The organism is Novosphingobium sp. LASN5T (genome assembly GCF_003856955.1).
Classification (GTDB): domain Bacteria; phylum Pseudomonadota; class Alphaproteobacteria; order Sphingomonadales; family Sphingomonadaceae; genus Novosphingobium.
Genome location: NZ_RQSI01000047.1, coordinates 15,393 through 27,840 on the forward strand (window position 1 = coordinate 15,393; position 12,448 = coordinate 27,840).

Consider the following 12,448-nt stretch of genomic DNA (forward strand, 5'->3'; position numbering starts at 1 on the left):
TGCCCTTCCGCGCCGGCGCTTTCTTCTTGTCGACTCTCCTGTTCGCGAACCACGGCGCAAGTCTCGCTCCCCTCCCGCTTGCGGGAGGGGTTGGGGGTGGGCATTCCCACGCCACGTTGCCTAGGGTCCTGACCCTAGGCGTTACTTCCCGAACGTCGCCTTCAGCCAGCGGTCGGTCAGCACTGTCGCGGGATAGTCCGGATCGCCCAGCTTCGCGTTGATTTCGACATGGCCCTGCAACCCCGTGCCGGGGAAGCTGCCGGTTTCTACGCTGGTACCGCCGGCGCGCAGCGCCTTGGCCAGCTCCTCCGCCTGCGCCACGCCGTCCGGCCGCTGGACATGGAGCAGCAGGAAGCGCGGCGCGTTCGGCGCGGCGGCTTGCAAGGCGGGGGAGAGCGCGCGCTGGCGGGCGGGGTCCGATCCGAACGGCGCGTCATAGATGCGGCGCTGATACTGCCCGACCGAGGCGATCTGCTGCGGCACGTCATAGGCCGCGCCGTCGATGGGGATCACGCCCGCCACATCCGCGAACGAAAGGCCGGCCTCCCGCAGATAGCGTTCGTCGGTGCCGACCAGCGCCACAAGGTGCGCCCCGGCGCTGTGGCCCATCAGCACCACGCGGTGCCGGTCGATCCCCAGCGCATCGGCTTGCGCCAGCAGCGCCGCCAGCGCGGCAGCGACATCGCTCGCCTGTTGTTCCACCGTCGCCTGCGGCACCAGCCGGTAATCGATCGAAGCGAAGGCATAACCCAGCGCGGGGAAGTGCTCGACCTTGGCCTTGCCGGTCGCGTTCTCCTTGCTGCCGTGTGCCCAGCCGCCGCCGTGGACGAACAGGACCAGCGGCGCCGGGCCTGCCGCCTCGCGCGCCGGCCAGAACGCGATCGTCTGCGCGGCATCGTCGCCATAGCGGATCGTCCGGTCGGCCGCCGGCAGGGTGCGCCAGGCCTGATCGACCTGTCCGCCGTTCTGGCGTCCGGCCATCATCGCGCGCAGGCGATCGCCGGGGCTGGCCTGCGCGGCGGCGGTCAGCACCAGGGCCGTGCCGATGATCGTGCCAAGGAAGATGTTTCGCATGAGACAGCACTTCGCGATTGCAGACCGGACAATGCTATCGCGCGCCGGCCGTATCGCCAGCCTGAAATGGTTACGAGGTGTGACATGCGCCGTGTGAGGTACGCGGTGTGACGAGGGCGGCATCGACACGTCGATTGTGCGTCATGCGTCTTTCCCGGCAGTGCGCTCTTGCCCTTGCACCCGGTGTCCCCTAGTGCGCCGCGGGAACTCCCCAAGACAATTTCAAGACACCGAGTCCGCGACAGGAAAGGCATCGTTTTGGCCAACGTAACCGTGATTGGCGCCCAGTGGGGCGATGAGGGCAAGGGCAAGATCGTCGATTGGCTGGCCAGCCGGGCGGATGCCGTCGTGCGCTTCCAGGGCGGGCACAACGCGGGCCATACGCTGGTGGTGGGCGATCAGGTCTACAAGCTCAGCCTGCTGCCTTCGGGCATCGTGACCGGCACGCTCTCGATCATCGGCAATGGCGTGGTGCTCGATCCTTGGGCGCTGAAGGCCGAGATCGAAAAGCTCGAAGGCCAGGGTGTCGACATCAACACCGAAAACTTCGCCATCGCCGACAATTGCCCGCTGATCCTGCCGTTGCACCGCGATCTCGACGGCTTGCGCGAATCGGCGGCGGGCGCGGGCAAGATCGGCACGACCGGGCGGGGCATCGGCCCGGCTTACGAGGACAAGGTCGGCCGCCGCGCCATCCGCGTTTGCGATCTGGCGCATCTCGACGCGCTCGACGCGCAGCTCGATCGCCTGTGCGCGCACCACGATGCGCTGCGCGCCGGCTTCGGCCAGCCGCCGGTCGATCGCGCCGCGCTGCTCGATGACCTGCGCGGCATCGCGCCGTTCGTGCTCCAGTTCGTGCAGCCGGTATGGAAGCGCCTGAAGAAAGTGCGCAAGGCCGGCGCCCGCATCCTGTTCGAAGGCGCGCAGGGCGTGCTGCTCGATGTCGATCACGGCACCTATCCGTTCGTCACCTCGTCCAACACGGTCAGCGGTTCGGCGGCGGCCGGTTCGGGCCTTGGCCCCAACGCGGTCGGCTTCGTGCTGGGAATCGTCAAGGCCTACACCACGCGTGTGGGTTCGGGGCCGTTCCCGACCGAGCTGGAGGACGAAACCGGCCAGCGCCTGGGCGAACGCGGCCACGAATTCGGCACCGTTACCGGGCGCAAGCGCCGCTGCGGCTGGTTCGATGCGGTGCTGGTGCGCCAGTCCTGCGCGATCTCGGGCGTGACCGGCATCGCGCTGACCAAGCTGGACGTGCTCGACGGGTTCGAGAAGGTGAGGATCTGCACCGGCTATCGCCTGCGCGGGAAGGTGCTGGACTACTTCCCCAGCCACGCCGCCGATCAGGCGGAAGTGGAGCCGATCTACGAGGAAATGGACGGCTGGAGCGGCACCACCGCCGGCGCGCGCTCGTGGGCCGATCTGCCGGCGCAGGCGATCAAGTACATCCAGCGCGTGCAGGAACTGATCGAAACCCCGGTCGCGCTTGTCTCCACCAGCCCCGAGCGCGAGGACACTATCCTCGTGCGCGATCCTTTCGTCGATTGATATGATGCGCCTGCGCCCGTTTCTTCCGCTGGGCTTTCTGCTCCTGGCGGGAGGATCGGCGCAGGCCGTGCCCGACGATCTGCCGCCCGCCGATTTCGTGGTGGTGGAAAAGGGCGCGCGGCGGCTGACACTGTTCGCCGATGGCCGGCCCTATCGGGTCTATGAAGGCCTGCAACTGGGCGACGAACCCGTCGGCCCCAAGCGTTTCGAAGGCGACGAGCGCACGCCCGAGGGCCGTTACACGATCGATTATGGAAACGATCGCAGCGCTTATCATCTTTCGCTTCACATCTCCTATCCCGGGCCGGCCGACGTCGCGTTCGCGAAGGCGCAGGGGCGTTCGCCTGGCGGGCTGATCTTCCTGCATGGGCAGCCCAACGCTCTGCCGATGGGCCGCGTTCCGGGCGACTGGACCGATGGCTGCATCGCGGTATCCAATGCCGAAATCGAGGAAATCTGGTCGCTGGTAGGCGATGGAACGCCGATCGAAATCCGGCCCTGAAGCCCGCTGGACGGGATTGTTGCGCCAAATCCGACCTATCCATTGTTGACCTCGACACGCTGCTGTTCCCTACTTGTTCCAGTCTCGCAGGGCGGAGATGAAGCATGGGGCAGAGCGTTACGCGGTTCGACTACGATGATTCCAAGGCGATCCGGTCCGATCGCGCGCGCGCCCCGCTGGCGGTCGCGATCTTTGCCGATCAGCCGTTCCTGCGTGCCGAACTGGCGGAAGATGTCACCGCCGCCGGCTTGCGCGTGGTCCGGTCGCACACGCTTGGGGCGCTTCTCGACGATCCCGAAGATCGCGGCGTCGATGATCTCGTGCTGGTCGATTGCCCTGTCGTCGATGCGGCGGAACTGGCCGCCTTGTCGCGGTTGGATATGCTGGCGGCGCGGGGCGGTGCGCAGGTGGTCGTGTCGACCAGTCTCGATTCGCTGGAAGCGGTGTTCGGTTGCCTCGATCAGTCGCAACCCGATATTCTGGTGGCGCCCAGCCGCGCCGATCGCATGATCGCGCTGGGTCGCGGATTGGCGCGGCGGGGCAAGCGGGTGCGCGAACTGGATGACGAGGATCGGCTGACGCTGCTGCGCCTGACCGAGCAGGTCAGCGAGATCGCGCGCACTCTCGCCCGCTTGTCAGGGGAGGGCGATGCCGATGGAAGCGGTGCAACCGTGGAGGACAAGGTTTCCGCGTTTCGTTTCGACGGGGCGGAAGCGGGCGGCGCGCGTGATCGCGACAACGGCCGGCTGGCGCGGGCGACCCGGCCGCCCTTGCCCGATCCGCGCCTGATCCGGCGCATCGCCCGCCAACGCCAGTTGCGCGCCCGGTTCTTTCAAGGAGATCTGTTCGCCGATCCGGCGTGGGACATGCTGCTCGATCTGACCGCCGCGCGGGCGGAACACGCGCGCGTTTCCGTCACCTCGCTGTGCATCGCCTCGGGCGTGCCGCCCACAACCGCGCTACGCTGGATCGCGCAGATGACCGACGCCGGCCTGTTCCGCCGGGTGGAGGACGATACCGACCGCCGCCGCGCGTTCATCGCGCTGACCGATCGCGCCGCCGATGCCATGGCCCGCTATTTCGCGGAGATCGGGGCGTCCGCGCCCATGGTGTAGAAGGGCCGGGATATTCCCCTGGCCCGGAACGGATCGTTCGCTGCTCAGAATGCGACGCCGGCCGTGGCGTAAAAGCTTCGTCCCGGTTCGGGGAAGCCATCGACCAGTGCATAGTTGTCGTCGAACAGATTGCGCGCGCCCACGCCCACTTGCAGCCCCTGGCGCACCGTCCAGTCCGCGCGCAGGTTGGCGAGCGCGTAGCGGCCGGTGTCGTAGTACTGCGTGACGGCGGTATTGGCGGTCTTGCGGTCGGAGGCGATGTCGAGGCTGGGCGTGATCCGCAGCGCTGGCACCGGCTTCCATTCGGCGTAAAGGAACGCCTTGTGCGTCGGCACGCCGGTCAGCGCGAACAGCGGTACGGTGACGCCAGCCGCTGGCGTGATGTCGAAATCGCGATGGATGTACGTGTAGTTGGCGCCGACCGAGAGCGCTTCCCCCAAAGCGGCGTTGAGCGCGATTTCGGCGCCATAGTAGGTGCCGTTGCCCAGGTTCTGGCGCTGCGTGGTGCCGGAAGGGAAGCCCGCCGGCCGCACGGCCACGATCGCGTCCTGCACGTCGCTGTAGAACAGCGCGCCTTCCACGCTCACTGGGCCGAACCGGCGCTTGCCCCCCAGTTCCACGTTGGTCGCGCGCTCGGGCTTCAGCGCGGGGTTGGATGCCGCCGTGCCGAATTGCGTGCTGAACCGCTCGAAGATCGTGGGAAAACGCACGCGCGAGGAGACGCTGGCGTTGATCCGCGTGTCGGCGTCGGCTTGCCAGACAAGCTGCCCCTGCGCGTTCCAGCCATCGGCGTTCTTGTGCGGATACTGGAATATCCGCGCCGCGCCTCCGCCGGGCGGCGTGCCGTATTCCTCCGCATTCTTCATGTCGCGCCAGTCGAAGCTCGCGCCGGCCACGAAGGTCAGCTTCGGCGTCAGCATCAGCCGGTTTTCCACCGCGATGCTGTAGGTGTCCTCGATATTGGTCTGCTTCGGCTCGGTTGCGCCCGAAGGGAAGCCCTGCTGCCATTCCACGTGCTTGTCGCGCCGGTAATGCACCGCCAGCGTCAGGCGGTCGGCATGGCTCACGTCCACGCCGAGTTCGGCCGATCCGCCCCAGGCTTCGTCCGCGTAATACGAATTGAACGCCCGCCCGAGGGTCTGCTTCGTCTGCGCGGCATCGTCGAACGAACGCAGCAGGTTGTCGAAGGTGTTGCGATAGACGCGCGTCTTCAGCGTCGCCACGTCGCCCAATGCGGTGGTGGACAGGAAATAGAGGCTGTCGATGTTCCAGTAGGGCCAGCTCCAGTAGCGCTGGCTCGACGGCGCGTCGGTAACGTGCAGCGGCGCGTTCTTGGAGCCTTCCTGCCGGGTATAGCTGATCGCGTATTCGTCCGTGGCGTTGGGCGTGAAGCCGGCCTTGACGTTGACGCGCCAGTCCTCGCTGCGGGAAAGACCGCGATGCCCGCCGTCCTCGGCCGAGGTGGCAGTGGGCTTGTAGTCGCCCGACAGGTCCCAGTGGTCCTGGAAATTGCGCGCATAGGAAACCTGCGCATACCACTTTTCGTGCGCGGTGCCGAGCCGGCCATAAACCGTGTAGCCGGCATACTCCGCTTCGCGCCCCAGGTTCAGCGTGCCGCGCACATCGCCTTCCAGCGCGCGCGTGGGCTTGCTGGTGACAAGGTTGATCGCCCCGCCGATCGCGCCCGGCCCGTCGAGCACGGAAGGATAGCCCTTGGCCACCTGGATCTGCGCGATGTCGGGCGTCAGGAAGCGGCCATAGTCCAGCCGGTTGTCGGCGGGCAGGTACACGCGGATGCCGTCGATCGACAGCGGCACCTGGAACCGGTCGAACCCGCGCACGAACACCAGCCGTTCGTTGCGCGTGCCGCCGGAATTGGAGCCGTTGACGCCGGGCATCAGGTTGATCGCATCGTCCAGCGTGTTGCGGTTGAACAGGCCGATGGCGGCGGCGCTCAGAGTCTCGCCGCTGATTTCCACGCCGTCGGCGGGCGCGGCCGTCACCACGATCTGGCCCAGCGTGAACGCTTTCGTGCTGTCATCGGCGGGCTGCGGGGCTTCTTCGGCATGCGCCTGGGCGGAGGCGAGCGCGATCAGCGAAGCCGCCACGGCGGGAACGCGGCGCATGGATAGGGCGGACGCGGGAAAGCGGCGCATGGAAGACTCCCTGTTGATCGTTCTTGCGGTTTGCGGCGAAGCCTATATTCAGTGAAATATAGCATGGCAATGCGGGGATCGATCGTGAAGGGATTTAGGGTGGGGTGCGTGCTGCTGGCGTCGATGGCCTCGGCCGGTCCGGTTCTGGCGCAGGAACGGCCGCCGGTCTGCGCGGCGCCGGTGGCGCTGACCGGGGACCTGGCGGCATGGGCCAGCCCCGGCGACCGCACTGCCGCGACGGATGTGGCCGGGCTTGCCGCCGCCACGCTGGCCATCGGCGAGGCCGCGCGGGTGAAGCTGCTGCCGACGCCGGCGGTGCGCTATCCGCTGCGGCCGAAAAAGCCGGGCGGCTCGGTCAGCTTTGGCGGGCTTGTCCGCCTGCATGTCACCGCGCCGGGCACCTACCGCATCGCGCTGGGATCGGGGGCGTGGATCGATCTCGTGGCCGCGGGCGAAGCGGTCGTCTCCACCGCGCATGGCCACGGGCCGGATTGCTCGGGCATCCGCAAGATGGTCGATTTCCCGCTGACTCCGGGGGACTATACCCTGCAGATCGCCGCGAACGGCGCGGATGCGATCACGGTTCTTGCGGTGAAACTGCCCTGATGCCGTTGGCAAGGCTGGTGGCGGGCTTGCTGGCGCTGACCGCGTTGGTCGCGGCGGGCAAGCCATCGTGGCCGACGGGGCTGCCCGTGCCCACCCGGCCTGCGGGGGAGCCGGTCGTGAACCCCGCCATCGAACAGGCGCGGGTCGAGCTGGGCCGCCGCCTGTTCTACGATGCCGACCTGTCGCGCGATGGTACCGTGGCCTGCGCCACCTGCCACGAACAGAAGCACGCCTTCGCCGACGGCAACCGCACGCATCCGGGCGTTACCGGCGAGCCGGGCCGGCGCAACGTGCCCGGCCTTGCCAACGTGCGCTGGATCGCCCCGCTGACATTCGCCGATGCGGCGCAGACCACGCTGGAAGCGCAGGTCGCGGTGCCGGTGTTCGGCACGCACCCGGTGGAGATGGGCATGAAGGGGCTGGAAGGGGATATCGCCGTGCGCCTTGGGCGCGACGATTGCTATGTCCGCCAGTTCCGCAGCGCCTTTCCGGACGACGGGGGCAGGATCGATCCCACCAATGTGGCGCGCGCGGTGGCCGCGTTTGAACGGACCCTGGTTTCGTTCGGCAGCGCGTTCGATCGCGGCGCACTGTCACCGGATGCGCGACGGGGCAGGGCGGTGTTCGCGCGCGCTTGCGCGGGATGCCATGCCGGCCCGCTGTTCACCGACCGGGCCTATCACCGCCTCGATCCGGTCGATCCCGCCGCGCCCGATCAGGGGCTGTTCGAGGCGACCGGCCGGGACGAGGACCGCGCGCGGTTCCGCACGCCGTCGCTGCGCAACGTGCTGCTCACCGGGCCGTGGTGGCACGATGGCAGCGCGGGCACGATCGAAGAGGTGATCCGCCGCCACCGCCGGCCGGTCACGTCGGCGGACATGGCCGCGCTGGTCGCCTTCCTGGGGGCATTGTCCGACCCCTCCTTCACCACCCGCGCCGACCTTGCCATGCCGGACAAGGCTTGCGGCCGCGCGCTTTAGTCCTTCTGAGTGGCTTTGGGCTCGCTGCGCAGTGCGGCGGAAAGCGCGGCGAAATCGGGGCCGCGCGCGCCGGTGTCGACCCTTGCCTGCAACTCGCGGTAATGCGCCAGCACGTCGGTTCCGAACGGGGTGACGCGCGCGCCGCCGCCGTGCGCGCTGCCGGGGGAGGTGATCACCAGCGGTTCGTTCCAGCAGCGGTTCATCACGTCCACCAGTTGCCAGGCGCGGCGATAGCTCATGCCCAGCAGCCGCCCCGCACCGGAAATCGACCCTTCCCGCGCGATCGCGTCCAGCAGGTCTGCCTTGCCTGGCCCCATGGCGATTTCCGCGCCGCAGGTGATCTGGATCTTGAGCTTGAGCGCGGTCATGCGGCGAACGTACTCCGCTTGCCGCGGCCTCTCAAGCCGGCGTCACTTGCCCGCCAGCGTATCCGCCAGCAGCGCGTCGGTGCGCGGGCCGGACCAGTCGTGCGCGCCGATCATCCGCCACACTTCCTTGCCGTCCTTGTCGTAGAGCACGGTCGTGGGCAGCAGGCCGGTGTTGTAGTGGAAGCCCAGGTCGTTCTTGGGATCGAGCCAGGGTTCCAGCCGCGCGAACTTCTTCTCCGCGAACAGCGCCTTGACCTTTTCGGGCTGGCCCATGTCCTGCGAGATGGTCAGCACGCGCAGCTTGCCGTCTTCCTTGGTGGCCAGCTGGTCCAGCATCGGCATTTCCAGCACGCAGGGGCCGCACCATGTCGCCCACAGGTTGACCAGCACCGGCTTGCCCTTGAGGTCGGCGGTGCGCAGCGTCTTGCCGCCGGTGTCGGAAAAGGTCAGGTCCGGGATCGCCTCGCCGCGCTTGCTGATGTCGAGCGTGCCGTTGAACTCGCCCTTGATTTCGCCGCCCGATCCGTCCTTCGCGGCATTTTCGCCCCCGCTCTGCGGTTGCGCTGTCTCCGGGCTTTTCCTATCGCACCCGGCAAGCGTCAGGCCCGCCGCCAGCGTGGCCGACAGGATCAACACCTTTGACGAACGGAAGATGACTGGGATGACGGGCAATTCAGGCTCCAACCAGATGTGGGGCGGGCGTTTCGCCGCCGGCCCGTCGGCGATCATGCGCGAGATAAACGCCTCGATCCCGTTCGACAAGGCGCTGTGGCGGCAGGACATCGCCGCGTCGAAGGCCCATGTCGCCATGCTGGGCGCGCAGGGCATCGTCTCGGCGGACGACGCCGCGCTGATCGCGGACGGGCTGGACCAGGTCGCCGCCGAATACGAAGCCAGCGGCGTGCCCGAGGACTGGGACCTCGAAGACATCCACATGACCACCGAAAGCCGGCTGGCCGAACTGATCGGCGCGGCGGCGGGGCGGCTGCACACCGCGCGCAGCCGCAACGACCAGGTCGCGACCGACTTCCGCCTGTGGGTGCGCGATGCGTGTGAACAGGCCGATGCCGGGCTGAAGGCGCTGCAACTGGCGCTGGTGCAACGCGCCGGCGAACATGCCGACAGCATCATGCCCGGCTTCACCCATCTGCAGACGGCGCAGCCGGTCACGCTGGGCCATCACCTGATGGCCTATTACGAGATGATCGGGCGCGACCGGTCGCGCTTTGCCGATGCGCGCGCGCGGATGAACCGCTGCCCGCTGGGCGCGGCGGCGCTTGCCGGTACCGGCTTTCCCATCGACCGCTTCCGCACGGCCGAGGCGCTGGGCTTCGACGGGCCGACCGACAACAGCCTCGATTCGGTGTCCGACCGCGATTTCGCGCTCGATTACCTGATGGCGGCGGCGCAGTGTTCGCTGCACTTGTCGCGGCTGGCGGAAGAGTTCATCATCTGGGCCAGCCAACCGTTCGGCTTCGTCACGCTGCCCGACAGCCTTTCCACGGGCAGCTCGATCATGCCGCAGAAGAAGAACCCCGACGCGGCCGAGCTGGTGCGCGGCCATTCCGGGCGGATCGCCGGCTGCCTGACCGCGCTGATGATCACGATGAAGGGCCTGCCGCTTGCCTATTCGAAGGACATGCAGGACGACAAGCCGCCGGTGTTCGAGGCGGCCGGGCTGCTCGCGCTGTCGATCGCGGCGATGACGGGCATGGTGGCCGAAGCCGCGTTCCGCACCCCGCGGATGCGCGCGGCCGCCGAACTCGGCTATGCCACGGCGACTGACCTGGCCGACTGGCTGGTGCGGCAGGCGAACATCCCGTTCCGTGAGGCGCACCATATTACCGGCAGCGCGGTGAAGCTCGCCGAGAGCCGGGGCGTGGCGCTCGACCAGTTGCCGCTGGCGGACCTCAAGGCGATCGACACGCGGATCGACGAGCGCGTCTATGCCGCGCTGTCGGTGGAGGCATCGGTCGCCGCGCGCGCCAGCCATGGCGGAACCGCGCCGGTGGAGGTAAGGAAGCGCGTGGCCGAGGCGCGCGTGGCGCTGGGGCTGGAGGACTGACGGTATGGAAATGGGCGAGATCAGGCGCCTGCGTCGGGCTGCACCAGTGATCCGCGCCGCGCTGGCGCTGGGCGTGGCCGGGCTTGCCCTGTCCGGCTGCGGCAACCAGCGTCCGCTGAAGCCGCTGGCCGACCAGCAATTGCCCAAACCGCCTTTCGGGCGCGAGGACCGTCCGGTGGCCGACGAATTGCTGCGCGCGCCGGTGCAGGCCCGGCCCGAACGCGGCATTGAACCCCGGCAGCGCTCGCAGGAGCGCGAGGACGATCCCTTCGACCTCCCGCCCGAGCAGTAATCTCTCTTTCAAGGCCGAATCATGGACCATTTCGAATATCGCGACGGCGTTCTCCACGCCGAGGACGTGCCTCTGCCCGCGATCGCGCAGGCGGTGGGCACGCCCGTCTATGTCTATGCGCGCGCCACGCTGACGCGCCATGCGCGCGTGTTCCGCGATGCGCTGGCGGTGCTGCCACGCGTGAAGATCGCCTTCGCGGTCAAATCCAACCCCAACCTGGCCGTGCTGCGCGTCCTCGCTGCCGAAGGCTATGGCGCGGATGTCGTGTCCGGCGGGGAACTCGAACGCGCGCTGGCGGCGGGCATGGCGGCGGACGGCATCGTCTTTTCGGGCGTCGGCAAGACCGAGGCGGAAATGCGCCGCGCGCTGGAAGCGGGGATCGGCCAGTTCAACCTCGAAAGCGAGGAGGAGGGGCTGGAACTCGCCGCGCTCGCCGCGTCGATGGGCACGGTCGCGCCGGCAGCGCTGCGCGTCAATCCGGACGTGGACGCGGGCACGCACGGCAAGATTTCCACCGGCAAGGCCGAAAACAAGTTCGGCGTGCCCTTTGACCGCGCCGGCGCGATCTATGCCCGGCTGGCGGAGACGCCCGGCATCGCCATGCGCGGGCTGGCGCTGCACATCGGCAGCCAGCTGGCGAAGCTGGAGCCGCTGGAGCAGGCCTTCACCAAGGTCGGCGGCCTGATGCGCGCCATCCGCGCGGCCGGCCACGCGGTGACGCACATGGACCTGGGCGGCGGCGTGGGCGTGCCTTACCGCGAAGGCGAGGTATTCCCGCAGCCGGCCGACTACGCGGCGATGGTCGAACGCGTCACGCGCGATTGGGACGTGACGCTGATGTTCGAGCCGGGCCGCGTCATCACCGGCAACACCGGCGTGCTGGTGACGCGCGTGGTCCGCGTCAAGGAAGGCGCCAGCCATCCCTGGGTGGTGGTCGATGCGGCGATGAACGATCTTGCCCGTCCCGCGCTCTACGATGCCTGGCACGATTTCGCGGCGGTCACGCCCGATGGCGAACGCTTCACCGCCAACATCGTCGGGCCGATCTGCGAATCGAGCGATACCTTTGCCATGGCGCGCGACATCGATCGCGTGACGCGGGGCGATCTGGCGGTGTTCCGCACCGCCGGCGCCTATGGCGCGACGATGGCCAACACCTACAATTCGCGCCCGCTGGTGCCCGAAGTGATGGTGGATGAAGGCCGCTGGGCGGTGGTGGCCGACCGCATCGATCCGGCCACGATCCTCGCGGCCGAGCGCGTGCCCGATTTCCTGAAAGGCTGAAGCGCCATGCAATCGCTGCCCCTGTTCCACCGCATCGCCGGCCAGCCGGTTGTCGTGCTGGGGCAGGGCGAGGCGGCGGCGGCCAAGCGACGGCTGGTGCAGCGGGCCGGCGGCGTGGTGGTCGACGATCTGGCGGAGGGCATCGATACCGGTGCGCGGCTGGCGTTCATCGCGCATGACGATGAAGCGGCCGCCCGCGCCGACGCCATCCGCGCGCGGGGCGCGGGCCTGCTGGTCAACGTCAGCGACCGCCCGGAGCTTTGCGATTTCACCGTGCCCTCGCTGGTCGATCGCGATCCGGTGCTGATCGCGGTGGGCACGGGCGGGGCTTCCGCCGGGCTCGCCAAGGCGCTGCGCCTGCGGCTGGAGCGCTTGCTGCCGCAAGGGCTGGGCGGGCTCGCGCTGGCGCTCCATGCCGCACGCGAAGCGGTGCGCGCGCGCTGGCCCTCGCCAGGCGA

At 68.6% G+C, this 12,448-nt stretch carries 13 protein-coding genes; 9 read left to right on the forward strand and 4 right to left on the reverse strand.

What is annotated here, in order from left to right; translation table 11 throughout:
* Positions 1-141 precede the first annotated feature (141 nt).
* The gene (locus EH199_RS20370; RefSeq protein ID WP_124810973.1) at positions 142-1,074 is read right to left on the reverse strand and encodes an alpha/beta hydrolase; all 933 of its coding nucleotides are present in this window, start codon (positions 1,072-1,074) and stop codon (positions 142-144) included.
* 258 nt (positions 1,075-1,332) lie between these two features.
* Between EH199_RS20370 and EH199_RS20375 the strand changes: the two genes are divergently transcribed.
* The 3 genes from EH199_RS20375 to EH199_RS20385 all read left to right on the forward strand — a co-directional run bounded on the left by EH199_RS20375 (position 1,333) and on the right by EH199_RS20385 (position 4,239).
* Positions 1,333-2,622, forward strand: a complete 1,290-nt coding sequence (locus EH199_RS20375) for an adenylosuccinate synthase (RefSeq protein ID WP_124810974.1) — start codon at positions 1,333-1,335, stop codon at positions 2,620-2,622.
* 1 nt (position 2,623) lies between these two features.
* Positions 2,624-3,124 carry a murein L,D-transpeptidase family protein gene (locus EH199_RS20380; protein WP_124810975.1) on the forward strand — a complete coding sequence of 167 codons (501 nt, stop codon included), beginning with the start codon at positions 2,624-2,626 and terminating at the stop codon, positions 3,122-3,124.
* A gap of 104 nt (positions 3,125-3,228) precedes the next feature.
* Positions 3,229-4,239, forward strand: coding sequence for a winged helix DNA-binding protein (locus tag EH199_RS20385; RefSeq protein WP_124810976.1), 1,011 nt, complete (start codon positions 3,229-3,231; stop codon positions 4,237-4,239).
* A 44-nt stretch (positions 4,240-4,283) separates the two neighbouring features.
* Here EH199_RS20385 and EH199_RS20390 read toward each other — a convergent pair whose 3' ends face one another.
* On the reverse strand, positions 4,284-6,395 hold the full coding sequence (locus EH199_RS20390; protein WP_223806813.1) for a TonB-dependent siderophore receptor: 2,112 nt from the start codon (positions 6,393-6,395) through the stop codon (positions 4,284-4,286).
* Positions 6,396-6,479: 84 nt separating this feature from the next.
* Here EH199_RS20390 and EH199_RS20395 point away from each other — a divergent pair, with 84 nt between their 5' ends.
* Both EH199_RS20395 and EH199_RS20400 read left to right on the forward strand, forming a co-directional pair.
* Positions 6,480-7,001, forward strand: coding sequence for a hypothetical protein (locus EH199_RS20395; RefSeq protein WP_223806814.1), 522 nt, complete (start codon positions 6,480-6,482; stop codon positions 6,999-7,001).
* Positions 7,001-7,981 carry a cytochrome-c peroxidase gene (locus EH199_RS20400; RefSeq protein WP_124810977.1) on the forward strand — a complete coding sequence of 327 codons (981 nt, stop codon included), beginning with the start codon at positions 7,001-7,003 and terminating at the stop codon, positions 7,979-7,981. The genes EH199_RS20395 and EH199_RS20400 overlap by 1 nt, the downstream gene beginning before the upstream one ends.
* On the opposite strand, the gene EH199_RS20405 is transcribed toward EH199_RS20400, so the two are convergent.
* Positions 7,978-8,349, reverse strand: a complete 372-nt coding sequence (locus EH199_RS20405) for a winged helix-turn-helix domain-containing protein (protein ID WP_124810978.1) — start codon at positions 8,347-8,349, stop codon at positions 7,978-7,980. The genes EH199_RS20400 and EH199_RS20405 overlap by 4 nt on opposite strands.
* A gap of 42 nt (positions 8,350-8,391) precedes the next feature.
* Positions 8,392-9,021: a TlpA disulfide reductase family protein gene (locus EH199_RS20410; RefSeq protein WP_223806815.1), complete on the reverse strand. Its 630-nt coding sequence runs from the start codon at positions 9,019-9,021 to the stop codon at positions 8,392-8,394.
* Between the two features lie 16 nt (positions 9,022-9,037).
* Here EH199_RS20410 and argH point away from each other — a divergent pair, with 16 nt between their 5' ends.
* The 4 genes from argH to EH199_RS20430 all read left to right on the forward strand — a co-directional run.
* Entirely contained in the window at positions 9,038-10,414 is a 1,377-nt protein-coding gene (gene argH, locus EH199_RS20415) for an argininosuccinate lyase (protein ID WP_124810984.1), read from the forward strand.
* Positions 10,415-10,424: 10 nt separating this feature from the next.
* Positions 10,425-10,706: a hypothetical protein gene (locus EH199_RS20420; RefSeq protein ID WP_223806816.1), complete on the forward strand. Its 282-nt coding sequence runs from the start codon at positions 10,425-10,427 to the stop codon at positions 10,704-10,706.
* A gap of 21 nt (positions 10,707-10,727) precedes the next feature.
* Positions 10,728-11,990, forward strand: a complete 1,263-nt coding sequence (gene lysA, locus EH199_RS20425) for a diaminopimelate decarboxylase (RefSeq protein WP_124810979.1) — start codon at positions 10,728-10,730, stop codon at positions 11,988-11,990.
* A 6-nt stretch (positions 11,991-11,996) separates the two neighbouring features.
* On the forward strand, positions 11,997-12,448 hold a 452-nt coding region (locus EH199_RS20430), incomplete at its 3' end, for a bifunctional precorrin-2 dehydrogenase/sirohydrochlorin ferrochelatase (protein ID WP_305036972.1).